Below are 22260 nucleotides of genomic sequence, written 5' to 3'. Positions count from 1 at the left end.
GTCACCCGCACTCGGAGGGAAGGGCGTCCGAGACACCGGCCGGCAGGAAGTCGTCCTGGAACAGGTCGCAGAACTCGAGCTCCTCGGAATCCATCGCGATGCGCTGGGCCTCCACCGCCTGTTCGATGGCCTCGGCATCGAACCCGGCTCCCCAGTTGTCGTAGTCGAGCGCATGGTCGACGATCGTCTTCGCCGCGGCAGGATCGATATCGATGTACTCGGCGTACAGGTCGGCGGCCTCCTGGGGGTTCTCGCGGATGAACTCGACGGCCTCGGCATACCCGGCCACCACGGCCTCGACCGTCTCCGGGTTCTGCTCCGCGAACTCGGGTGTCGTGGCGATGACGCTCTGCTGGAACTTCTCGAGGTAGTCGGCGCTGGAGACCACCACACGGAACTTGTCGCTCTTGGCGACGACCGACGGCGGCACCACCGCGACATCGACGTCACTGGCCTCCAGCAGCGCGACCCCCTCGCCGACGCCACCCGATGAGGTGCGCTCGACGGTCTTCTCTACCCCGGCGACCTGCGGGAGCATGAAGGTGAGCGCCTGTGTCACCGACTGGGGATTGGTATAGGCCCAGGTGCCGATGTCCTCGATGGAACGCACCTCGGTGTTGGCATCGAGGGCATAGAAGTCGAGCCCATAGACACTCTGCGTGGCACCGCCCACCACCGTCAGGGGCGCCCCGGCCTCGCTGGACTCCAGCACGGAAGTGAATCCGACATCGGCGATCGGCAGATCGCCGCTGAGCATGTTGCGGACCGTCGTGCCGCCGCCCTTACCGGGCACGATATCGCCGATCGTCACGCCGCGGTCCTCGAAGAAGCCTTGGTCCTTGCCGACCAGCCATGGGATCGAATATGGCTCGGAGGCATTGCTGACGGCGATGTCGAATGAGGTGACTTCGCGTGCGTCGCCACCGCCGCCGCACGCGCTCAACGACAGCGCCGAGGCGACCGCACCGGCGATCAGGATATTGCTGGACTTCATGACTTTCCTCCTGTGGTGCTGGTCGCGTCGACGCGATCCAGATATCCCCCGGCTTCCAGACGGCTGATGAGTCCGCCGCCCTCGATCAGCTCGGTGACGAACTCCGGCAGCGGCTCGACCTGATGGTCGACCCCACGGGTCTCGTTGCGCAGCAGGCCCGCCGCCGCATCGACGGCCAGGACATCGCCCTCGTCGATCAGCTGCCGGGCCATCGGGACGACGAGCGCCGGCAGGCCGTAGTTGAGTGCGTTGCGATGGAAGAGCGAGTTGTACTGCTCGGCGATCAGGCACGAGATCCCGAGATGGACGAACAGCTCGGCGCAGGCGCGGCTCGATCCGAGGCCGAAGTTGCGTCCGGCGACGACGATGTCGCCGGGCTCCACCAGCCGGGGCCAGCCCGGACGCGTGGCATCGAACATGTGCTGTGCCGCCTCAGGCACCGGCAGCTTCATCGCGAAGCCCGGGTACATGTCGTCGGTGTTGATCTCATCGCCGAAGACCCAGGCGCGACCGCGGACACGAAGTGGCGATGTCATGCGGCGACCTCCGCCAGCTCGTCGGGGCTCGCGATGCGTCCGATCAACGCCGATGCGGCCACGGTGGCCGGCGACCCCATGTAGACGTGCGCCTCGGTGCTGCCCATACGGCCGCGGAAGTTGCGGGTGCTGGAGGTGACGCAGACCTCGCCCGGTGCGAGCACGCCCATGTGGTAGCCGAAGCAGGCACCGCACGTCGAGTTGGTCACCACCGCTCCCGCCTCCACGAGGGTGGCGACGTAGCCGAGCCTGACGGCGTCGAGGTACACCTGCTGCGAGGCCGGTGTCACGATCAGCCGCACCCCCGGCGCCACCCGCCGTCCTGCGACGATGCGTGCGGCGACCTCGAGGTCAGCGAGCTGGCCGTTGGCGCAGGATCCGATGAACGCCTGGTCGATCGTGACCGACTCGAGCCGGCTCAACGGAACCGCGTTGTTGATGACCGTCCCCGGCAGCGCGACCATCGGCTCGATTGTCGAGAGATCGATCGTGCGTACGTCGGCGTACTCAGCATCCGCGTCGGCGTTGCTCGGCACGTACGTGGTGTCCGGCGCGACCTCCGCCAAGAACGCCTCGGTCAGGTCGTCGCACGGGAACAGCGTGAAGTCTGCTCCGATCTCCGCGCCCTGCGTGGCGATGGTGCGACGGTCCGACATCGGCACCGAGGCGAGTCCCGGTCCGCCGAACTCCAGTGCGTGGTCCGTGGCATCGCCGTAGGCGCCCGCGATGGCGAGGAAGATGTCCTTCCCGTTGACATGTGCCGGCTTGGCGCCCGTGAGCTCGTAACGGATGGTGGGCGGGACGCGGTACCAGGTCTGGCCGGTGCAGATCATCTGGAGGATCTCCAGTGGTCCGAGACCACGGGCGGCCGAGTTGAGCGCGCCGCCCGCGCAGGTGTGTGAATCGGTGCAGCAGACCACCGTGCCGGGGAGGACGAGGCCCTGCTCGGCTATGACCTGGTGCACGATGCCGTGACGCCCCACGTCATAGAAGCGGTCGATGTCGTGCTTGGCCACGAAATCGCGTGCCTTGGTGCCGTGCTCGGCGTCGCGCGGTGTCGGGGCGGGGACGGCGTGGTCGAGGACGACCGCGATCTTGTCGGGGTCGTGGACGGCACGCACGTCGCCGAGCCGGTCGTGGGCGAATTGCACGTCGATGACGACGGTCATGTCGACATCGCTGGTGACGATCTGCCCGGGGCGGACCTCGGACATGCCCGACGAACGGGCGAGGATCTTCTCGATGATGGTGTCAGGCATGGGTGGGCACCTCGCTGGAGCGGCGTCCGAGCCACGCGTCGAGGCCGACGGCCTCGAAAAGGACCCGCGGAGCGACCGCGGGTCCTGACGACAGCCGGCCGTCGGCGATATCGGCCATCGCCGCGGTCATCGCCGAAAAAGCGGCACCGACGGTCGCGGCCGGAAGGATGGCGCCGGCGTAGCCGAACTCCTCGAGCTGTTCTCGTGAGACATCGGGCGACTTGCCCCCGGGCACCACATTGAAGATGACCGGAACATCGACGGCGCCGGGGATGTCGGCGATCTGCTCGATCGTCTGAGGGGCTTCGACGAAGATCACGTCGGCTCCGGCCTCGGCATAGCGCCGGGCGCGTCGGAGGGCCGCGTCGATCCCCTCGACCGCGACGGCATCGGTCCGTGCGACGATCAGCGCCGTCGATCGGGCGGCTGTGGCGGCCTCGATTTTGAGACAGAACTCGTCGGCCTCGACGAGCGCCTTGTCGTCGAGGTGACCGCACCGCTTCGGGAAGACCTGGTCCTCCAGCTGCACCGCGGCGGCGCCGGCGATTTCATAGGTCTGCACCGTGCGGAAGGTGTTGGTCTCGTCGCCGAAGCCGGTATCGCCGTCGGCGATGATCGGCAGGCCGGCGAGGTGGCGGCGCGCCACGGAGATCGCGCGCGCGACCTCCGTGACGGTCGTCAGGCCGATATCGGGCAGTCCCTCCGAGGCCGAGACGGCGGCTCCGGAGACGTAGGCTGCCTTGACTCCCGCGCGAGCGGCGACCGCCGCCGACAGTCCGTCGTAGACGCCGGGGGCCGCGAGCAGCCGATCGGCCCGCAGCAGGTCCGACAGCACCTGGGCGTCAGACATCGACACGCTCCTCCGCCGGAATGTGACCCATACGGGCCGCGATCGCGTTCGCCGTAGCTGCGACGATCGGGCCGACCCGCTCGGCAGCCTCCTGATCGAGCCGGGTCGACGGACCGCCGATCGCCAGCACAGCCTCCGGTCGTCCGCCGAATCCGATGATCGGCGCACCGACCGAGTTCAGGCCGACTTCGCGCTCGCTCTCGCTGTAAGCCCAGCCGCGTTCGCGCACCAGGGCGAGCTGCTCGTCCAGCCGATCACGCTCGACGACCGTCGAGTCCGTGTACCGCTCGAACCCCGCTGTGGCCGCAGCGGCGAGCGCCTGATCGTCGAAGGCCATGAAGCACTTGCCCGCGGCGCCCGCGTGCAGCGGCAGGACCTGCCCGACGTACCCCCGGTAGATGACCGAGTGGTGGGACGACGCGGCCTCCACGAGGACGCGGGTGTGGTCCTGGCGGACATACAACCCGGCGCTCTCGCCGGTGACGTCCCTCAGCTGCTCCACAAAGGGGCGGGCGACGCCGAGAAGACTCGAGCCCGACCGGGCGGGGGCGCTCCAGACCAGGACCCTCAGGCCGACGCGATAGTCATCGCCCTCGCGGACCAGCAGTCCCTCCTGCACGAGCGTCGTGACGATGCGCGCGACCGTCGTGGCCGGCAGGCCCGTTCGCTGACGGATGTCCGCCACGCCCAAGCACGGCTCCGCCTCGGTGAAGCAGTCGAGCACGGCGCAGGCTCGACCGAGCACGCGCACTCCAGGTTCCGACATTGACCCTCCATAAACCGTTCTACGGTTTCTAAAACCGTCTAGCGGTTGTGACCGTACACACGTGACGTGGGCCACGTCAAGCGAGATGTCGGTGCCGACCATCGGCGCACCCGACGAAACGCCGCTGGGCACCGCACCGGAGGCAACTGTTCTCAGCGCCCCACTCGTCGGCCGCCGCGGCGATAAGCCGCCTAGGCCCGGCGGGTTCCTTACCAACACGCTTTGCCGTCTGCCTGAGCCGGTCCGCGGATGAGCGGTGAAGGTCCGGCATCGCGCTCGCCCCCTCCACGCTGAGGAGGTCGGCGACCCGCTGACGAATGCCCTCGTGTTCCTGCCTCTCGGGATCGGAATACTGATCCCGGTTGCTCCTCGCGCACCCGTCGCGGTGGAAGGTCCACATCGCCGATCTCAACGACTCCATGTCCAACACCGCCGGCGGCTCTCGAGCATGCCGTCTTCGTCGTCCTGACGAGCATTCCGGGACTGCCCTCACTAGTCGCCCGCTTCCATTGGGCGCGGCCGGCGCCCTCCTGACCATCGCACCACTCACGGGTGGGCGATGGCTCGGCTTGACGGCTACCGGCATCAAGCGCGGGCGCGCCCTCGGAGCTGCAGACCTCGTCCTCAGCGCCACGATCATCGCCGGCCGGCCGTCTTGCCGGCGATGGCATGTCGTGGGTACGCGAGCTCTGCTCCACTTGTTATCGCGCGCGAGCACAGGCGAAACGGCCGCCGCCGCAACGCCACCGCGATGGGTGCACTGTTCGTCATCGACGCAGGGATCGCCATCGGACTCCGGGAAGAAGATCGCTCAGCCTGAGCGCGCGAAATGCGCCACGGGGTCCTCTACGCGGTCGAGTTCGTCGTGGCTCTGCCGGAAGACCTCGTCACGTCGCTGCGATCACAGCTGGTCCTGAGGCTCATCGGTGCCGGTCTTGCGGCCGCGGCCACGACGCTTGAGCACCACGAATCGGCCGAGGAGTCCGATCACGAACATGAGCAGTCCGGCGACGGCGGATTGCCACGGGAGCGTCGCGACCAGGACGAGGCAGCCGGCGGCACCGAGGAGGTTCAGCCACCGCGGCCACCGGCGGTCCGACGGCGGCTGAGTGAAGGCCGAGGCATTGGCGATGCCGTAGTAGACGAGCACACCGAACGAGGAGAACCCGATCACCTCGCGCAGGTCGACGGTCAGCACCACTACCGAGACGACCACGGCCAGCGCCAGTTCGGCGTGGTGAGGGACCCTGTAGCGCGAGTGGACCGCCGCCAGCCAGGAGGGCAGGTCCCGCTGACGGGCCATCGCCAGGCTGGTCCGCCCGATCCCGGCCATGAGTGCGAGCAGAGCGCCGAGGCTGGCGAGTGCCCCACCGATGCGGACGACCGGTGCCAGAGAGTCCACCCCCGCGGCCTCGACCGCCTCGGTGAGCGGTGCCGCCGCGACGGCGATGCGTTCGGGGCCGGCGGCCAGCAGCACAGCGACGCCGACCACTAGGTACACGGCGACGGCGATCATGAGCGCGAGCGGGATCGCGCGGGGAATGGTGCGCCGCGGATCGCGGACCTCTTCGCCCATCGTGGCGATCCGGGCATAGCCGGCGAAGGCGAAGAACAGCAGTCCGGCCGATTGCAGGATCCCATAAGGGCCGGCGGCGATCAGATCGTCCCAGCCGCCGAGTTGCGATGTCGAGGCGTTCCCGCCGACGATGATGCCGATCACGAGCACCGCCAACGCCGCGAGAGTGGCTGCGACGAGGACGCGGGTCAGCGCTACGGTCTTCGTCACACCGCGGTAGTTGAGCAGCGCCAGCCCGATGACGCCGCAGACAGCGACCGCGCGCTGGGCCCACTCCGGGCCGGGCACGGCGTAGGCGGAGAAGGTGAGCGCCATGGCGGCGCACGACGCCGTCTTGCCGACCACGAATCCCCAGCCGGCGGTGAAGCCGAACCAGTCGCCGAGGCGTTCACGGCCGTAGACGTACGTGCCGCCGGACGTCGGATACGCGGCGGCGAGCTGGGCCGAGGCGGTGGCATTGCAGTAGGCGATCACAGCGGCGATGGCCAGTCCGATCAGCAGTCCGGTGCCGGCGGCCCGGGCTGCCGGGGCGAAAGCGGCGAACACCCCAGCACCGATCATCGATCCCAGGCCGATGACGACGGCATCCCGGGTGCCCAGGCGTCGTTCCAGACGGCCTGATGCACTCACTCGGCCTCCTCGATGTGCGACCGTTCGTCGGGAAAGGCCGGCAGGACCTGCTCACCCATGCGGTGCAGGGCGAGGTGAATCCGATCGCATGCCTGCGCATAAGGCTATCTGGGTCAGTAGCGGAGCGGGTCTGCAGGATCACGAGGTCCCTGTCGTCCACGAGGTCGACCAGAGATGACGACCAGGTGGCCGGTCACGCCACCTGGAGCGGAGTGATCGCCGCGATCTTCTCCCCCACGAGGTCCTCTGCACGGTCGAGCTCGTAGTGGCTCTGCAGACTGATCCAGAACTCGACCGAGGTCCCGAAGTACCTCGCCAGTCACAGTGCGGTGTCCGCGGTGATGCCCCTCTTGCCGTGCACGATCTCATTGATGCGGCGCGGTGGCACACCGATCGATACCGCAAGCTTGTTCTGTGTGATGCCGAAGCCCTCGATGAAGTCCTCCATGAGGACCTCTCCAGGGCGGATCGGGTCGGTCTTGTCAGTGGTAGTCAACGATCTCCACCTCCTCCGGTCCGGCGTCCGTCCATCTGAAACCGATCCGCCACTGGTCGTTGATCCCGATGCTGTACTGCCCGACCCGGTCATCCTTCAAGGCTTCAAGCCGGTCATCTGGAGGCACCCGCACGTCGTCGAGCGACTCCGCGGATCCCAATTGACGCTAGACGTTGAAGCGGAACTCCACGACATCACCATCGGACATGACATAGTCCTTGCCCTCCATGCGGACCTTGCCGGCGGCCTTGGCCGCATTCATGGAGCCGGCCTCGACGAGATCGTCGAAGGAGACGATCTCGGCCTTGATGAAGCCACGCTGGAAGTCGGTGTGGATGACACCGGCCGCCTCGGGAGCGGTGGCACCCTTCTTGATGGTCCAGGCGCGGGCCTCCTTGGGTCCGGCCGTGAGATAGGTCTGCAGGCCGAGGGTGTCGAAGCCGACGCGAGCCAAGGCGTCGAGTCCCGGCTCGGTCACCCCCATCTCGGCGAGCAGCTCGGCGCGCATCTCCTCGGCCTCCTCGTCGTCGCCGAGTCCGGCGAGCTCGGCCTCGGCGAGCGCATCGAGGAAGATCGCCTCGGCCGGGGCCACGAGGTCGCGCATCTTCGCCTTCAGATCCTCGTCAGCCAGCTCGTCCGCATCGCAGTTGAAGACATAGAGGAAGCGCTTGGCCGTCATCAGGTGCAGATCGCGCAACAGTTCCAGGTCGAGGCCGGCGGCGAAGACACCGTCACCGGCCTCCAGCACCTCTTGGGCCTTGCGAACCTCGTCGAGCTGCGGCACGAGGGACTTGTCCTTGCGCGACTCCTTCTCGAGGCGCGTGATCGCCTTCTCGACCGTCTGCAGGTCGGCGAGGATCAGCTCGGTCGAAATGGTCCCGATGTCGCTGGACGGATTGACCTCGCCGTCGACATGCGTGACATCCTCGTCGCGGAACACGCGGGTCACCTGGCAGATGGCATCGGACTCGCGAATATGGGACAGGAAGGCATTGCCCATCCCCTCTCCCTCGGACGCGCCACGCACGATGCCCGCGATATCGACGAACTGCACAGTGGCGGGCAGGATCTTGGCCGAGCCGAAGATCTCCGCCAGCTTCTCCAGCCGGGAGTCGGGGACCCCGACCACGCCGACATTCGGCTCGATCGTCGCGAACGGGTAGTTCGCCGCGAGGACGTCGTTCTTGGTCAGGGCGTTGAAGAGGGTCGACTTGCCCGCATTGGGGAGTCCAACGATGCCGATGGTGAGTGCCACGGGGCACTAGCCTACTGGTCGCGCCCCGGCCGCGACGCCGCGGCGAGCACGAAGGCCCGGGTGGTCGTGTCGTACCAGTCGTCCCGCAATCCGAGGTCGGTCATGCCGAGGCGCCTGCAGACGGCCTGTGAGCGCTCGTTGACCGGATCGGTGACCGCATACAACTCCTCGAACCCCGCCGAGAAGCCGCGGTCGACGACCGCGTGCCCGGCCTCCGTCGCATACCCGTGACCCCACGCATCGGGATGGAGATGCCAGCCGATCTCGACATCCTCGCGCGCACCTCCCCCGCTCGACGGCAACGGCACGAGCATCGCGATGCCCACGAGCGCATCATCGACGGCGATCCCGAAGACCCCACAGGCGGGATGGTCGCCCGCGCGGGCGGGTTGCGCCTCGATGCGCGCGACGGCCTGCCCGCGCTCGGTCATCGGCTCCCCCGAGCCGCTCCACCGGGCCACCTCCGGCCGCGAGAACAGATCGAAGACGAAGTCCGCGTCGTCGGGGGTCATCGAGCGCAGCAGGAGGCGTTCGGTCCTGATCGTGGCGTCCATGGCCCGTACTCTACGAAGGTGAGCGACGGGCTGGTGGAGCGTCTGCGCGCCGCGGGCTGTGTCTTCGCCGAAGACGAGGCGACCGCCTTGCGATCGGCCTTCGAGAGCCAGGCCCTGGCGACGGCCATCGCACAGCGCATCGCGGGAACACCTTTGGAGCAGGTCCTCGGCTTCACCGAGATCGGTGGCGTTCGGGTCGATCTCGGACCCGGGGTGTTCGTCCCGCGGGCGCGGTCCACCGCGATCGCCGAGACCGCCGCGGCACGCCATCCCGACGCACGCATCGCCGCCGATCTGGGGTGTGGCGCCGGGACCCTGGCGGCGATCCTATCCACCCGGCTCCCCGCAGCCCGCATCGTCGGCACCGAGATCGATCCCGTCGCCGCCATCTCCGCGCGACGCACTGGGGAGCGTCACGGATTCGAGGTGGCCGAGGGGTCCTGGTGGTCACCCCTTCCGCCCTCCTGGCGCGGTCGCATCGACCTTGCGGTGGCCTACCTGCCCCATGTGCCGACCGGAGAGCTTTCCTGGATCCATGCGGACTTCCGGGCACACGAGCCCGATTTCTGTGTCGCCGGTGGACCGGACGGACTCGATCCCTGGCGGGCGGTCGCGCGCGATGCCATCGGATGGCTCGCCCCCGGCAGCCTCTTCGTCACTTTGGTCGCGCGGGAACAGCGCGCCGAGGCCGGCCGCATCGGCGAGGACGCCGGCCTGGAGATCGACTACGAGGAGTCCGAGGACGATCTCCTCCTTCTCGCCAGCCCGTCCGGGCGGTGAATAGGCGTCCGTCTGTCTGTCTGTCGGAACAGACGCTGCCGCACCGCCGTTCGCTCAGAATGGACGCTGTCTCACCGACCAGGGGTCAGGTGGGAGGATGGCGGCATGAGCATCATCAAGATCAACGCGATCACGGTCCCCAAGGACAGCGGCGACGAGCTGGCCCACCGCTTCGCCAAGCGTGCGGGTGCCGTCGACGGCCAGGAGGGGTTCGAGGGTTTCGAGCTCTTGAAGCCCACGGATGACCGCGAGCAGTGGCTCGTCGTCACCCGCTGGCGCGACGAGGAGTCCTTCCAGGCCTGGATGAACTCGGCTGCCTTCGGCCACGGGCACCGCTCGGAAAGCGAGCGCGAGGGCGGCGAGCCGCAGAAGCCGGTCGGCACCCACAGCGAACTCTGGTCCTATGAGGTCGCCGGCGGCTCCGGGAACTGACGCCCCGGGCCGCCGCGGCACGTCGAGCCGTCCCTTCCACCGTCGTCGACATCGACCGGGCCAGCCCCATCTCGGGAGTGAAGGTACGTCATGAAACGAATCCGCCCGCCTGATCAGGTTGGCGACGTACCGCCACCGGTCCGCCCGGCGCGAGGTGAGGTTGATGGGCTACCGCCCGAGCCCGGGTGGGAGGACGTGCCCGGTTTTGTCGGTGGGTGAGGTCAGAGTGGGGCTATGGACGCCTTCGCACTCCTGATCGTCGCCCTCCTGGCCCTCGCGCTGGGGTTCATCGCCGGGCAGCTCACGGCATCTCGTCGTGCCCCCGCCCCGGTGGACGCCGACTCCGCACGACTGGCGATGGAACCTGTCACGCGGAGCATCGAGCGCTTCGACTCGCGGTTACGCGACCTCGAATCCCAGGGCACGGCCTGGCAGGCGCAGTTGCGCGAACAGGTCGACTCCGTGCGCTTCACCAGCGAACAGCTCCGGAGGGAGACGGCCTCGCTGTCCACGGCGCTGCGCCGGCCGCAGGTACGCGGGCGCTGGGGTGAGATGCATCTGCGGCGCACCGCCGAGCTCGCCGGCATGGTCGAGCGTTGTGATTTCGACCTGCAGGTGAGCACCAGCGGCGATGACGGCCGGCTACGCCCCGACATGCTCGTCCATCTCGCCGGAGGCAAGTCCGTCGTCGTCGACGCCAAGGTGCCGCTCGACGCCTATCTGGACGTCGCCCAGGCCGAGGACGACGACGAAGCCGCCGCCCACCTGCGGCGCCATGCCCGCCAGGTGCGCACCCATGTCGATCAGCTGGCCGCCAAGACCTACTGGCGTCAGTTCGACAACGCCCCCGAGTTCGTGGTGCTCTTCGTCCCCGGCGAGTCCTTCCTCTCCGCGGCGCTCGAGGGCGATGCCTCGTTACTGGAGTACGCGGCGAGCCGGCAGGTCATCCTCGCCACCCCCACGACCCTCGTCGCGCTGTTGCGCACGGTCGCCTTCGCCTGGACACAGGAGCAGCTCGCCGAGAACGCGAGGGACATCCATCACGCCGCTCGGGAACTCTACGAGAGGCTGGGCACCGCGGCGGGCCACCTCGACCGGGTCGGCGGCGCCCTCGACAAGGCGGTCCGCTCCTACAACGACGCCATCGCCTCGATCGAATCGCGGGTTCTCGTCAGCGCCCGACGCCTCCAGGACCTCCAGGTCAGCGAGGCGCCCCTCGATCCACCGCGACTCATCGACACGACACCCCGTCAGATGACCGCATCCGAGCTCACGGATCGGTTAACGTCATGACCATGGCCTCGGCGCTGCTGCGCGCACCCCGCACCCTGGCGAGTCACGATCTGACCGCCCGGCAGGCCATCGTGCTGGCCATCGTCGCCCTGACCTTCGTCATCTCCCTCGATCTGCTCGACCATCGCCTCGGTCTGCCGTTCTCCCTCGGCTTCGTCCTGATCGTGGCGACACTCCCCCTCGCGGTCCGTCCCGACGCGCTCTTCGCCGCCGGCGTCGCCCCGCCGGTGATCTTCGCCGCCGCGATGGTGCTCGTCTCGGCCTTCTTCGGCTCGGCGCTCGTCCTGGACGGGACGCCCGAGGATGTCGGCATCCTCGGGCGGGCCCTGTCCGGCACGATCGCCTTCGGTGTCCCCTTGTTGATCGGTCACGCGCTGGCGCTGCTGATCATCGTCGCGCGGATCGTCAACAGTCCCGCGCCCGCCCGCTGATCTCGCTCGAAGGCGGCCAACGCCCTTCATGTCACCGCTCCATGACGGCTCCGGTGGTGGCATACCGAAGCTCCTGCGAAGCTGAAGGTCCCCTGCCCCGACCCGCTGTCCAGGAGATGATGCATGACCGACGAGACCGCGCGTGGGGTCAATGTCCTGGTCGTTGCCGACCCGGGCCTGCCGAGCCGCCGCGTCGACTCGATCAAGGACGAGCTTCGGACCCAGCTGGAGACGACTTTCAGTCCGCCGGTGGAGCTGTATACCCAGACCGAGACCATCCGTCTGCGACCCGACAACTCCCTCGACTTCGATGTCGCGAGCCGCATCGCCGAGAAGTACGAGCGCATCGATGTCGTGCTCCTGCTCACCGAGATCCCCCGGCATCGCGGCAGTCGGCCGCTGATCGCGGAGATCTTCCCAGACGAGAAGGTAGGCGTCATCTCCTGCCCCACCCTTGGCGCGGTGACCACCAAGCGACGCATCCTCACCGTCCTCATGGCCTGCGCGCTGCGTCTCGTGCCGGTGGACGGCGATCTGGATCCCGATGCCCACCGGTTGCGCTGGGGTCACTGGGGGGAGGTGCTCGACGAGTCCGGACACCGCGAGCTCACCTCCAACCAGACGGCCGGAGGTCTACGCATGGTCCTGGGCATGACGATGGCGAACGACCCCTGGCGCACGGCACCTCGACTCTCCAGCGCCCTGGCGGCAGCTTCGGCCACCGGCGCCTTCGGCATCTTCTACAACTCCATCTGGCAGATGTCGAACTACCTGTCCACCGCGCGTCTGCTGCTGATCGGCCTGTTGGCAATGACGGTGATGGTCGCGTGGCTGATCGTCAGCAACCGGCTCTGGGACAAGCCCGTCCAGGAACGTCTGTCCACCGTGGTGCTGCTCTACAACCTCTCGACGATCGCTACGCTGTTCCTGTGCGTACTGGTGCTGTACGCCGTGCTGGTGGTGCTGATCCTCTTGACCAGTCTCGTCGTCATCGACCCCGAATTCATGAGCGTGATCCTCGACCAGGATGCGAGCTTCGTGAACTATCTCGACATCGCCTGGCTCAGCGCCGCGATGGGCGTCGTGGCCGGCGGGCTCGGCTCGAGCTTCGATTCGGAGACGGATCTGCGCCGGCTGACGCACGGTCAGCGCGAACGGCAGCGTCGATACAGCGAGGACGAGGACGACTCCGATCAGGACACCATCTCGTCCTGATCGGGGCGGTCAGCTCTGGCCGGCGGCCTTCAGATCGCGGCGCAGCTCGGGCGGCAGGGCGAACATGAGCGACTCCTCGGCGGTGCGGATGGCCCGCGCGTCGCCGATTCCGCGCTCGGCGAGGTAGCCCAGCACGTCCTGCACGAGGTCATCGGGCACCGACGCGCCGGAGGTGACACCCACGGTGGTCACGCCGTCCAGCCACGCGTCGTCGATCTCGCTGATGTCGTCGATCCGGTAGGCGGCACGGGCACCGCCTTCCAGGGCCACCTCGACCAGGCGCACCGAGTTCGATGAATTGGCCGAGCCGACGACGATGACGAGCTCGGCGTCCTTGGCGATCTCCTTGACCGCGACCTGGCGATTCTGGGTGGCATAGCAGATGTCGTCGCTCGGCGGATCCTCCAGCTGCGGGAACTTCTCGCGCAACCGGCGGACGGTCTCCATCGTCTCGTCGACACTCAGCGTCGTCTGCGAGAGCCACGAGAGCCGGGTGCCCTCCTCGAACTCCAGGGCATCGACGTCATCGGGGTGCTCCACGAGGGTGATGTGCTCGGGAGCCTCGCCCGCCGTGCCCTCGACCTCCTCGTGACCGGCGTGCCCGATCAGCAGGATGCGGTAGTCCTCCTTGGCGAAACGCTTCGCCTCATGGTGGACCTTGGTCACCAGCGGGCAGGTGGCGTCGATCGTCTTGAGATCACGCTCGGCGGCCTGGGCATGGACGGCCGGCGAGACTCCGTGCGCCGAGAAGACCACCGTGGAGCCCTCGGGGACCTCGTCGAGCTCCTCCACGAAGATCGCGCCCCGTGCGGCGAGGTTCTGCACCACATGCTTGTTGTGCACGATCTGCTTGCGGACATAGACAGGCGCACCATAGAGATCGAGTGCCTTCTCGACCGTGATCACGGCACGGTCCACCCCCGCGCAGTAGCCGCGAGGATCGGCCAGGAGGACCGAGCCACCCATCGAGGGCATGCCGAGTTCGACCGAGGACGTCATGACCCTCATCCTAAGAGGTTCCACCAATGGGGGTGGCGCGCAGTAGTCTCCCCTATCGGTGGAACCTCTAACTGCCCGCGAAACCGCCGGCGGGACTGTCGGTCGCGCTGGGTAAGGTCGCCCCATGGCCCTCGAGACCAGTCCGGACGCTCCCGCACCGTTGCGGCAGATCTCTGGGCTGATCGGCACTTATATCGGGCGCTTGGGGGCCGTGTGGGTCGAGGCGGAGATCGCCCAGCTCAACCGTCGCCGCGGAGTCTGCTTCCTGACACTGCGCGATCTCGAGGCCACCATGAGCATCCAGGCGACCTGCCACGCCAGCGTGCTCGACTCCTCCCCGGCGCCCGTGACGGAGGGGGCCCGCGTCGTCGTGCACGCCAAACCCGACTTCTACCAGCCCAGCGGCCGCCTCTCGCTCGCCATCCGGGAGATCCGCCCGGCCGGTGAGGGCGAATTGCTGGCCCAGCTCGAGCGTCGCAAGCAGCTGCTCGCCGCCGAGGGGTTGTTCGATCCCCGGCTCAAACGGGCCCTGCCGCTCCTGCCCGGGGGCATCGGCCTCATCACGGGCAAGGCTTCGGCCGCCGAGCGCGATGTCGTCGAGAATGTCCGGCTCCGGTGGGCCGGCGCTCCTCTCCGGGTCCGATATGCGCTGATGCAGGGGCCGCAGAGCGCCGCCCAGGTCATCGCTGAGCTGCGGGCTCTCGATGCGGACCCGGAGATCGACCTCATCGTCATCGCGCGCGGCGGGGGCAGCGTCGAGGATCTGCTGCCCTTCTCCGATGAGTCGTTGATCCGCGCGGTACATGCCGTCACCACGCCGGTCGTGAGCGCCATCGGCCACGAGCCCGATATCCCTCTGCTCGATCTCGTCGCCGATCTGCGCGCCTCCACCCCCACGGACGCTGCCAAGCGCATCGTGCCCGATGTGGCCGACGAGCTGAACGGGCTCGTCCAGATGCGCGCCCGCGGGCGTCAAGCACTGCGGTCCCTCATCGACCGCGAATCCCACGCGCTGACCACCCTGCGCACCCGTCCGGTGCTGGCCACCCCCACCACCGTGGTCGATGTCCAGCAGGCCCTCGTCGACCAGCATCGCGAACGGGTACGCCGCGCGGTCGGCATGAGACTCGATCGCGCCCACGACGAGATCAGCCACCATCTGGCCCGCGTCCGGGCGCTGTCGCCCCTGAACACCCTGCAACGCGGGTACGCCGTGGCGCTCGGCGCCGACGGCCATCCGGTCACGAGCACCGAGCAGGTCGTCGCGGGCGACCACCTCACCATCCACGTCACCGACGGGCTGCTCACCGCCCGCATCGAGACCATCGAGGAGCACCGCCATGAGCACTGACGCCCTGCCCGGCACCGGCCCGGAGCTGAGCTACGAGCAGGCCCGCGACGAACTCATCGGCATCGTCCAAAAACTCGAGACGGGCGGCACCACGCTCGAGGAGTCCCTGGCGCTGTGGGAACGCGGCGAGGAGCTCGCCGAGATCTGCCAGACGTGGCTCGACGGTGCCCGTCAGCGGCTCGCATCCGCCGAGGCGAGCTCGGAGAACCGCACCAGCGACGACACATAGTCACGGGTCACATCGGCTGAGGTCGTCGACCTCACGACCGTCGTCACATCGTTCTCAGTAGTGGCGTAGACGAGCTCGTCACCCGACTCTCCCACGTGCCACACCACGCCGTTCACGGTCTCCTCGCGAGGGTCGTCGTCGATCGCCCGGCCGAGGGCCTCGCCCTCGCCGTCGAGCAGCTGGCGGATTCCGATGAACTCGTCATCATCGGTGACAACCCCCATCTCCCAGGTGCTGGCGTCGATCCGCGCGGAATTGGCCATCCAGCCGTCGGGCAGCTGCTCGGGCAGCCAGGGATCGAAGCCCGCGGTCGGCTCCACACCCTCGGCGGCGGTGACGTAGTCGACCTCCGAGACAGGACGGTCCGGTTCGACGGTGAAGAAGAGCCGGCCGATGACGAACACCACGAGCACACCCGCGGTCAGCAGCAGGACACTGCGCAGGACGTCGCTCATCTTGGCATTCGCGCCGCCGTAGCCGCTCATCGTTCTCCTGGATCGTGGTACCCGAACGACCGCCACCCTAGCGACCCCCGCGAACCCCGTTAGGATGCCGGTGTGGAGACTCTCACGCCTGCCGTCGATGCCCCTGACCGCAATCTCGCCCTCGATCTGGTCCGGGTGACCGAGGCCGGTGCCCTGGCCGCGGGACGCTGGGTGGGCCGCGGCGACAAGAACGGCGCGGACGGGGTCGCCGTCAACGCGATGCGCAGTCTCGTCAACACCGTGGCGATGGACGGCGTGGTCGTGATCGGCGAGGGCGAGAAGGACAATGCCCCCATGCTGTACAACGGCGAACACGTGGGCGACGGCCACGGTCCGGAGTGCGATGTCGCGGTCGATCCGATCGACGGCACCACCCTGACGGCCAAGAGCATGCCGAACTCCATCTCCGTCATGGCGGTGGCGCCACGCGGCGCCATGTACGATCCCTCAGCCGTCTTCTACATGGAGAAGCTGGTGGCCGGTCCTGAGGCGGCCGACTCGGTCGACATCCGCCTTCCTGTCTCGGAGAACATCGCGATCGTCGCCAAGGCCAAGGGCATCCAGGTCGCGGACGTGACCGTCTGTCTGCTGGACCGGCCGCGCCACCAGCACCTCGTCGACGAGATCCGGTCGACCGGCGCCCGCATCAAGTTCATCACCGATGGTGATATCGCCGGCGCCATCATGGCGGCCCGTCCCGCCACCGGCGTGGATCTGCTCGTCGGGATCGGCGGTACTCCCGAGGGCATCATCACCGCCTGCGCCATGAAGGCCATCGGCGGCGTCATCCAGGGTCGTCTGACCCCCAAGGACGATGAGGAGCGCCAGCAGGCCCTCGATGCCGGGCACGACCTCGACCGGGTGCTCTCCACGGATGATCTGGTCAGCGCCGATGACTGCTTCTTCGTGGCGACCGGCATCACCGATGGCGAGCTCATGCAGGGTGTCCGCTATGCCGGTCCCGTCGCCTACACCGAATCGATCGTCATGCGGTCGCGCTCGGGAACCATCCGCAAGATCTTCAGCGAGCACCGTCTGAGCAAGCTGCGCGCCTACTCGGCGGTCGACTACGACCAGTGAGCGTCGCGCCCTGGGCCACGATGGCATGACCGCCCACCTGCGTCGCCGTGTGGACGGCGCGCTCGAGCTCCGCGTCAACGGCGTCTTCGTGATGGACGACGCCGAGGCCAGCTCCGAGCGGCTGCTCGCCCAGGTGGTGCTCGATCTGGGGGCCCGCGATGTCCTCGTCGGTGGTCTGGGGCTCGGTTACACGCTCCGAGCTCTGCTCGACGGAGGTGCCGGTCGGGTGATCGTCGCCGAGGTGGAGCCCGATGTCGTGCGGTGGTTCGCCGATGACACCATCCCGGGTGGCCGTGAGCTGGCGGCGGATCCTCGGACCGCGATCGAGACCGGGGACGTCCGCGACATCGTGGCCGCGCAGTCGGGGATGAGTCTCGATGCCATCGTGCTCGATGTCGACAACGGGCCGGACTTCCTCGTGCACGATGCCAATGCGCAGGTCTACGAGGAGGACTTCATCCAGCAGTGCGCAGTGCGTCTGCGCCCGGACGGCCACCTCTGTGTCTGGTCGATGGCCGACTCCCCCGCCGTACGCGGCAGGCTGCGCCAGCACTTCGAACGGGTCGAGACGCACGAGGTCCCGGTCAGGCTGCAGGGACGCCAGGAGTCGTACTGGGTTCTTCGAGGCTCGCGGCCACGCTGATCAGCGTCTCCCGACAGGCCACGATCGCCGGGCTCTGCGTCACGGACGGCCGCGTGGCGGTGAAGACCTGTCGGCGCGGATCACCCTCGAGGCCATGGAGTCGCACGTCGGCCTCGCGTCCGAGCCACATGAGATCCGGGATGAGCGCCACAGCGATACCAGCCTCGACGAGGTCGATCTGGGCCTGGAGATCGGGAGTCTCGTAGCGCACATCCGGTTCGAATCCGGCGACGCGACACCGTTGCTCCGCCCAGTGCCGGGAGGCGACGTCATCGGGCTCCATGGTCCACGGTGCCGTGGCCGCCTCCTCCACCGCGGTGATCTCGGCCAGCGGACCCACCCGGGGAGTCACGAGCCGGATGCGGTCGGCGAACAGCGGCACCCGATCGAGCTCGGCATGCCACGGCGCGGCATGTCCGGGGTACTGCTCGGCCACCACGAGGTCGACATCGCCGATCGAGGTCGCCCCGAGCGCGGCGGCCGGTTCGCGCTGCTGCATCTCGACCCGCACGAAGGGGTGGGTGTCGCGCAGGCTCACGAGCATCCGCGGCATGAGCGCGAGCGCCGCAGACTGGAAGATGCCGATCCGCACGGTGCCGACAGCGGCGTCAAGCGACTCTTCCAGCTCGGTCTCCGCCAGCTCCAGACGCGCCACGATCGCCTCGGTGTGGCCGACGAGGATCTCCGCCTGCGGGGTGAGCGTCAACCGCCGGCCCGTACGGCGCAGCAGCGGGACACCGACCTCGCGTTCGAGGATGGTCAGCTGCTGCGACACCGACGAGGGCGACTGGTGGAGCGCGGCGGCGACCTCCACGATCGTCCCGCGATGGTGGAGCTCGCGCAGCAGGGTGAGGCGACGCACGTCGAGCATCGGTAATCCTTCACGTGAACCGAATGATATCGATAAGGAAACGTCACTTTACCTGAAGTGTCATGGTTCTCATACTGGTGTCATGACCGCTCCCCTCCCGCTTCCCGACTCGCTTGCCGACGATGCTGTCGCCCTCGTGCGCACCTGGCTCCAGGCCGCCGAGAAAGAACCGGTCGACCGCTCCGCAGCCCAGCTCGCCGGCCTGCTGAAGGACCCCAAGGGCCTCGACTTCACGGTGGGCTTCATCGACGGCGTGATCCGTCCCGAGGACGAACGCATCGCGGCGCGGAAGTTCGCCGAGCTCGCCCGCGACGTGCCCGGCTTCCTGCAGTGGTATCTCAAGGTCGCCGTCAAGGTCGGTGCCGTCGCCGGCCGGGTGGCGCCCAAGCTGGTCATCCCGATCGTGCGGCGCGTGCTGCGCCAGATGGTCGGCCACCTCGTCATCGACGCGCGCGATGAGCAGCTCGGACAAGCGATCGACAAGATCCGCAAGCCCGGCACCCGACTCAACATGAACCTCCTCGGCGAGGCCGTCCTCGGTGAGGAGGAGGCCGCCAAGCGACTCGAGGGCACGCACAAGCTCCTGGCACGCGAGGACGTCGACTACGTCTCCATCAAGGTCTCCTCGACCGTCGCCCCGCACAACCGGTGGGCCTTCGACGCCGCCGCGGACCACATCGTCGAGAGACTGATCCCGCTCTACGAGCGCGCCGCGGCCGCCCCCACGCCGAAGTTCATCAACCTCGACATGGAGGAGTACCACGACCTCGATCTGACCATCGAGGTCTTCACGCGCATCCTGGACATGCCGCAGTTCGAGAAGCTGCAGGGGGGCATCGTGCTCCAGGCCTACCTGCCGGACGCCCTCGGCGCGATGCAGCGCGTACAGGACTGGGCGGCGAAGCGCGTCGCGCGCGGTGGCGCCCCGGTCAAGGTGCGCGTCGTCAAGGGGGCGAACCTGCCGATGGAGCAGGTGGAGGCCTCGCTGCACGGCTGGCCGCTCGCGACCTGGTCGAGCAAGGCCGAGTCGGATGCGAGCTATAAGAGCGTCATCGACTACGCGCTGACCCCGGACCGCATCGCCCACGTGCGCGTCGGCGTCGCCGGGCACAATCTCTTCGACCTCGCGTGGTCGTGGCTGCTGGCCGGCGAGCGCGGTGTCCGCGAAGGAGTCGACTTCGAGATGCTGCTCGGCATGGCCCCCGGCCAGGCCGCCGCCGTGCGTCGCGACGTAGGCGAGCTCCTGCTGTACACGCCCGTCGTGCATCCTCGCGAGTTCGATGTCGCGATCGCCTATCTCATCCGGCGCCTCGAAGAGGGCGCCAGCTCCGAGAACTTCATGTCGGCGGTCTTCGAGCTCTCGGCGAATGAGGAGCTGTTCCGCCGCGAGGAGCAGCGTTTCCGCACCTCACTGGGCATGATGTTCACCGAGGCACCCCTGCCGAACCGCGCCCAGGACCGGCGAGCCGATCCCGAGCCCTTCCCCGCGGAGTTCGCCAACACGCCCGATACCGACCCCTCGCTGCCGGCCAACCTGGAGTGGGCCCGCGGGATCTTCGCCCGCATCGAGGGCTCAGTCCTGGGCGAGGACATCGTGGCCGAGCACACCATCGCCCATCCGCGCGATCTCGACGACCAGATCGCCGGAGCCGTCGGCGCGTCGGCCTCATGGGGTGCGCTGAGCGGGGCCGAGCGGGCGGATATCCTGGTTCGCGCCGCGCACAGCCTCGAGAAGAGCCGCGCCCGCCTGCTGGAGGTCATGGCCTCCGAGTGCGGCAAGACCCTCGACCAGTCCGACCCGGAGGTCTCGGAGGCCATCGACTTCGCCCTCCACTACGCCGAGCTCGCCCGTGAGCTCGACGAGATCGACGGCGCGCAGTTCCAGCCGGTCGGCCTGACCCTGGTGGTGCCACCGTGGAACTTCCCGGTCGCCATCCCGGCCGGGTCGACCCTGGCCGCCCTCGCGGCAGGCTCATCGGTCATCATCAAGCCAGCGCCGCAGGCCCGGCGCTGCGGCGCGATCATGGTGCAGGCGCTCTGGGAGGCCGGCGTGCCGCGCGATGTTCTGCGCCTCGTCAACGTCGGAGAGGACCAGCTCGGCCGCCAGCTCATCAGCGACCCACGTGTCGACCGGCTGATCCTGACCGGCGCCTTCGAGACCGCCGAGCTGTTCCGCAGCTTCCGCCCGGATCTGCCGCTCTTCGGCGAGACGAGCGGCAAGAACTCGATCATCGTCGCGGAGAGCGCCGATCTCGATCTCGCCGTCAAGGACGTCGTCTACTCGGCCTTCGGCCACGCGGGACAGAAGTGCTCGGCCGCGTCGTTGGTGATCCTCGTCGGCTCGGTCGCGACGTCGCCGCGCTTCCGCCGCCAGCTGCTCGACGCCGTCCGCTCCCTCAAGGTCGCCTGGCCGTCCGATCCGACCGCACAGATGGGCCCGGTCATCGAGCCCGCGGAGGGCAAGCTGCTGCGCGGCCTGACCAAACTCGGCTCGACCGAGACCTGGCTGGTGCGTCCCCAGCAGCTCGACGACACCGGACGGCTGTGGAGCCCGGGCGTCCGCGACGGTGTCGCCCCGGGCTCGGAGTACCACCTCACCGAGTACTTCGGCCCGATACTCGGCATCATGACCGCCGAGACCCTCGACGAGGCGATCGAGTTGCAGAACCGGGTCGAGTACGGGCTCACCGCCGGCCTCCACTCCCTCGACGCCGACGACATCGAGTTGTGGCTGAAGAACGTGCAGGCGGGCAATGTCTACGTCAACCGCGGCATCACCGGGGCGATCGTGCGCCGCCAGCCCTTCGGCGGCTGGAAGAAGTCGGCGGTCGGACCGGGCGCCAAGGCGGGCGGACCGAACTATCTGATCGCGCTCGGCGACTGGACGTCGAGCGAGGCCGCCGCCCAGGACAGCCCCGCCGATGATGTCGCCGGATTCGTGCAGGAGGCCGCGAAGGTCACCGGGCTCGATGACGCGGCCCGCGAGCGACTGACTCGCGCGACGCACAGCGATGCCGCGATGCTGCGGTCGGAGTTCGGCATCCGCAAGGACGTCAGCGAGCTGACCGCCGAGCGCAATGTCTTCCGCTACCTGCCGTGTCCGGCCGTGATCCGTTTCGCCGCCGATGGCGAGGTGGCCGATCTCGTGCGGGTCGCGGCAGCGGCGATCTCGGTCGACGCGCCGGTGACCGTCTCGCTCCCCGACCGGCGCTATGCGGCGCTCTTCGAGGGCACAGGGCTGAATATCGAGGTGCTCGCCGACGAGGCGTGGCTTCGCGCCCTCGCCTCGGGCCCTGCTCTGCGGGTGCGCCTCGTGGGCGGGTCGGCTGCCTCGGTCTACCCGGCGATCGGTGGCCGGCCCGATATCGCGGTCTACGACCACGAGGTCACTGAGGCCGGACGCATCGAGCTGCTGCCCTTCCTGCACGAGCAGGCGATCAGCATCACGGCGCATCGCTTCGGCACGCCCAACCACCTCACCGACGCCATCGTGTAGAACACCAGGGTCCGCTCAGGGTGGATCAGGGGGTGTTCC

General features: G+C 68.4%; 23 protein-coding genes. 10 read left to right on the top strand and 13 right to left on the bottom strand.

Features of this window, described 5'->3' with window-relative positions; translation table 11 throughout:
- Nucleotide 1: 1 nt before the first annotated feature.
- The 10 genes from BHE97_RS00655 to BHE97_RS00605 form a co-directional block, all read right to left on the bottom strand.
- Nucleotides 2-994, bottom strand: a complete 993-nt coding sequence (locus tag BHE97_RS00655) for an ABC transporter substrate-binding protein (RefSeq protein WP_087622087.1) — start codon at nt 992-994, stop codon at nt 2-4.
- Entirely contained in the window at nt 991-1530 is a 540-nt protein-coding gene (locus BHE97_RS00650; RefSeq protein ID WP_087622086.1) for a 3-isopropylmalate dehydratase, read from the bottom strand. Before BHE97_RS00650 ends, BHE97_RS00655 begins: the two co-directional genes overlap by 4 nt.
- The gene (locus BHE97_RS00645) at nt 1527-2789 is read right to left on the bottom strand and encodes an aconitase/3-isopropylmalate dehydratase large subunit family protein (protein WP_087622085.1); all 1263 of its coding nucleotides are present in this window, start codon (nt 2787-2789) and stop codon (nt 1527-1529) included. The genes BHE97_RS00650 and BHE97_RS00645 overlap by 4 nt, the downstream gene beginning before the upstream one ends.
- Nucleotides 2782-3639 (bottom strand): isocitrate lyase/PEP mutase family protein, encoded by an 858-nt coding sequence (locus BHE97_RS00640; protein ID WP_087622084.1) that lies wholly within the window; start codon nt 3637-3639, stop codon nt 2782-2784. The genes BHE97_RS00645 and BHE97_RS00640 overlap by 8 nt, the downstream gene beginning before the upstream one ends.
- Nucleotides 3632-4405 (bottom strand): IclR family transcriptional regulator, encoded by a 774-nt coding sequence (locus tag BHE97_RS00635; protein WP_087622083.1) that lies wholly within the window; start codon nt 4403-4405, stop codon nt 3632-3634. The genes BHE97_RS00640 and BHE97_RS00635 overlap by 8 nt, the downstream gene beginning before the upstream one ends.
- Nucleotides 4406-5306: 901 nt before the next feature.
- Complete coding sequence (locus BHE97_RS00625; RefSeq protein WP_087622081.1) at nt 5307-6611, bottom strand: APC family permease; 1305 nt, start codon at nt 6609-6611, stop codon at nt 5307-5309.
- A gap of 319 nt (nt 6612-6930) precedes the next feature.
- Entirely contained in the window at nt 6931-7107 is a 177-nt protein-coding gene (locus BHE97_RS20305) for a HigA family addiction module antitoxin (RefSeq protein WP_201791259.1), read from the bottom strand.
- Nucleotides 7094-7234, bottom strand: coding sequence for a type II toxin-antitoxin system RelE/ParE family toxin (locus tag BHE97_RS00615; RefSeq protein ID WP_236757455.1), 141 nt, complete (start codon nt 7232-7234; stop codon nt 7094-7096). The genes BHE97_RS20305 and BHE97_RS00615 overlap by 14 nt, the downstream gene beginning before the upstream one ends.
- 39 nt (nt 7235-7273) lie before the next feature.
- Nucleotides 7274-8362, bottom strand: a complete 1089-nt coding sequence (gene ychF / locus BHE97_RS00610; protein WP_087622079.1) for a redox-regulated ATPase YchF — start codon at nt 8360-8362, stop codon at nt 7274-7276.
- An 11-nt stretch (nt 8363-8373) separates the two neighbouring features.
- On the bottom strand, nt 8374-8916 hold the full coding sequence (locus tag BHE97_RS00605; RefSeq protein WP_087622181.1) for a GNAT family N-acetyltransferase: 543 nt from the start codon (nt 8914-8916) through the stop codon (nt 8374-8376).
- Between the two features lie 18 nt (nt 8917-8934).
- Here BHE97_RS00605 and BHE97_RS00600 point away from each other — a divergent pair, with 18 nt between their 5' ends.
- From BHE97_RS00600 to BHE97_RS00580, 5 genes are all read left to right on the top strand, one after another.
- Entirely contained in the window at nt 8935-9696 is a 762-nt protein-coding gene (locus BHE97_RS00600; protein WP_170931179.1) for a methyltransferase, read from the top strand.
- 105 nt (nt 9697-9801) lie between these two features.
- Entirely contained in the window at nt 9802-10128 is a 327-nt protein-coding gene (locus tag BHE97_RS00595) for an antibiotic biosynthesis monooxygenase (protein ID WP_087622077.1), read from the top strand.
- Nucleotides 10129-10362: 234 nt separating this feature from the next.
- The gene (locus tag BHE97_RS00590; RefSeq protein WP_087622076.1) at nt 10363-11421 is read left to right on the top strand and encodes a DNA recombination protein RmuC; all 1059 of its coding nucleotides are present in this window, start codon (nt 10363-10365) and stop codon (nt 11419-11421) included.
- Complete coding sequence (locus BHE97_RS00585) at nt 11418-11852, top strand: DUF6542 domain-containing protein (protein ID WP_140399920.1); 435 nt, start codon at nt 11418-11420, stop codon at nt 11850-11852. Before BHE97_RS00590 ends, BHE97_RS00585 begins: the two co-directional genes overlap by 4 nt.
- A 123-nt stretch (nt 11853-11975) precedes the next feature.
- On the top strand, nt 11976-13067 hold the full coding sequence (locus BHE97_RS00580; RefSeq protein WP_087622074.1) for a hypothetical protein: 1092 nt from the start codon (nt 11976-11978) through the stop codon (nt 13065-13067).
- Between the two features lie 9 nt (nt 13068-13076).
- Here BHE97_RS00580 and BHE97_RS00575 read toward each other — a convergent pair whose 3' ends face one another.
- Entirely contained in the window at nt 13077-14066 is a 990-nt protein-coding gene (locus BHE97_RS00575) for a 4-hydroxy-3-methylbut-2-enyl diphosphate reductase (protein ID WP_087622073.1), read from the bottom strand.
- A gap of 124 nt (nt 14067-14190) precedes the next feature.
- On the opposite strand from BHE97_RS00575, the gene xseA reads away from it, so the two are divergent.
- Both xseA and BHE97_RS00565 read left to right on the top strand, forming a co-directional pair.
- Nucleotides 14191-15417, top strand: a complete 1227-nt coding sequence (xseA, locus tag BHE97_RS00570; RefSeq protein ID WP_087622072.1) for an exodeoxyribonuclease VII large subunit — start codon at nt 14191-14193, stop codon at nt 15415-15417.
- Nucleotides 15407-15646 (top strand): exodeoxyribonuclease VII small subunit, encoded by a 240-nt coding sequence (locus tag BHE97_RS00565; protein WP_087622071.1) that lies wholly within the window; start codon nt 15407-15409, stop codon nt 15644-15646. The genes xseA and BHE97_RS00565 overlap by 11 nt, the downstream gene beginning before the upstream one ends.
- Here the strand turns inward: BHE97_RS00565 and BHE97_RS00560 are convergent.
- The gene (locus BHE97_RS00560; protein ID WP_087622070.1) at nt 15589-16131 is read right to left on the bottom strand and encodes a DUF4245 family protein; all 543 of its coding nucleotides are present in this window, start codon (nt 16129-16131) and stop codon (nt 15589-15591) included. The genes BHE97_RS00565 and BHE97_RS00560 overlap by 58 nt on opposite strands.
- Nucleotides 16132-16203: 72 nt before the next feature.
- On the opposite strand from BHE97_RS00560, the gene glpX reads away from it, so the two are divergent.
- Complete coding sequence (glpX, locus tag BHE97_RS00555; RefSeq protein WP_087622069.1) at nt 16204-17211, top strand: class II fructose-bisphosphatase; 1008 nt, start codon at nt 16204-16206, stop codon at nt 17209-17211.
- Nucleotides 17212-17236: 25 nt separating this feature from the next.
- Nucleotides 17237-17854 (top strand): hypothetical protein, encoded by a 618-nt coding sequence (locus tag BHE97_RS00550; RefSeq protein ID WP_087622068.1) that lies wholly within the window; start codon nt 17237-17239, stop codon nt 17852-17854.
- Here BHE97_RS00550 and BHE97_RS00545 read toward each other — a convergent pair.
- The gene (locus tag BHE97_RS00545) at nt 17796-18725 is read right to left on the bottom strand and encodes a LysR family transcriptional regulator (RefSeq protein ID WP_087622067.1); all 930 of its coding nucleotides are present in this window, start codon (nt 18723-18725) and stop codon (nt 17796-17798) included. The genes BHE97_RS00550 and BHE97_RS00545 overlap by 59 nt on opposite strands.
- Before the next feature lie 82 nt (nt 18726-18807).
- Here BHE97_RS00545 and BHE97_RS00540 point away from each other — a divergent pair, with 82 nt between their 5' ends.
- Nucleotides 18808-22221, top strand: a complete 3414-nt coding sequence (locus tag BHE97_RS00540; RefSeq protein ID WP_087622066.1) for a bifunctional proline dehydrogenase/L-glutamate gamma-semialdehyde dehydrogenase — start codon at nt 18808-18810, stop codon at nt 22219-22221.
- The last annotated feature ends 39 nt before the right edge of the window (nt 22222-22260 follow it).

The organism is Aeromicrobium sp. PE09-221 (genome assembly GCF_002174305.1).
Classification (GTDB): domain Bacteria; phylum Actinomycetota; class Actinomycetes; order Propionibacteriales; family Nocardioidaceae; genus Aeromicrobium.
Note: the sequence above shows the minus strand (reverse complement) of the source record. Positions and strands in the feature narration are given on the sequence as shown.

Excerpts from the sequence above, each read along its gene's own strand:
- BHE97_RS00655 (WP_087622087.1), bottom strand. The coding sequence starts at position 994 with ATGAAGTCCAGCAATATCCTGATCGCCGGTGCGGTCGCCTCGGCGCTG.
- BHE97_RS00650 (WP_087622086.1), bottom strand. The coding sequence starts at position 1,530 with ATGACATCGCCACTTCGTGTCCGCGGTCGCGCCTGGGTCTTCGGCGAT.
- BHE97_RS00645 (WP_087622085.1), bottom strand. The coding sequence starts at position 2,789 with ATGCCTGACACCATCATCGAGAAGATCCTCGCCCGTTCGTCGGGCATG.
- BHE97_RS00640 (WP_087622084.1), bottom strand. The coding sequence starts at position 3,639 with ATGTCTGACGCCCAGGTGCTGTCGGACCTGCTGCGGGCCGATCGGCTG.
- BHE97_RS00635 (WP_087622083.1), bottom strand. The coding sequence starts at position 4,405 with ATGTCGGAACCTGGAGTGCGCGTGCTCGGTCGAGCCTGCGCCGTGCTC.
- BHE97_RS00605 (WP_087622181.1), bottom strand. The coding sequence starts at position 8,916 with ATGGACGCCACGATCAGGACCGAACGCCTCCTGCTGCGCTCGATGACC.
- BHE97_RS00595 (WP_087622077.1), top strand. The coding sequence starts at position 9,802 with ATGAGCATCATCAAGATCAACGCGATCACGGTCCCCAAGGACAGCGGC.
- BHE97_RS00590 (WP_087622076.1), top strand. The coding sequence starts at position 10,363 with ATGGACGCCTTCGCACTCCTGATCGTCGCCCTCCTGGCCCTCGCGCTG.
- BHE97_RS00585 (WP_140399920.1), top strand. The coding sequence starts at position 11,418 with ATGACCATGGCCTCGGCGCTGCTGCGCGCACCCCGCACCCTGGCGAGT.
- BHE97_RS00580 (WP_087622074.1), top strand. The coding sequence starts at position 11,976 with ATGACCGACGAGACCGCGCGTGGGGTCAATGTCCTGGTCGTTGCCGAC.
- BHE97_RS00575 (WP_087622073.1), bottom strand. The coding sequence starts at position 14,066 with ATGACGTCCTCGGTCGAACTCGGCATGCCCTCGATGGGTGGCTCGGTC.
- xseA (WP_087622072.1), top strand. The coding sequence starts at position 14,191 with ATGGCCCTCGAGACCAGTCCGGACGCTCCCGCACCGTTGCGGCAGATC.
- BHE97_RS00565 (WP_087622071.1), top strand. The coding sequence starts at position 15,407 with ATGAGCACTGACGCCCTGCCCGGCACCGGCCCGGAGCTGAGCTACGAG.
- BHE97_RS00560 (WP_087622070.1), bottom strand. The coding sequence starts at position 16,131 with ATGAGCGGCTACGGCGGCGCGAATGCCAAGATGAGCGACGTCCTGCGC.
- BHE97_RS00550 (WP_087622068.1), top strand. The coding sequence starts at position 17,237 with ATGACCGCCCACCTGCGTCGCCGTGTGGACGGCGCGCTCGAGCTCCGC.
- BHE97_RS00545 (WP_087622067.1), bottom strand. The coding sequence starts at position 18,725 with ATGCTCGACGTGCGTCGCCTCACCCTGCTGCGCGAGCTCCACCATCGC.
- BHE97_RS00540 (WP_087622066.1), top strand. The coding sequence starts at position 18,808 with ATGACCGCTCCCCTCCCGCTTCCCGACTCGCTTGCCGACGATGCTGTC.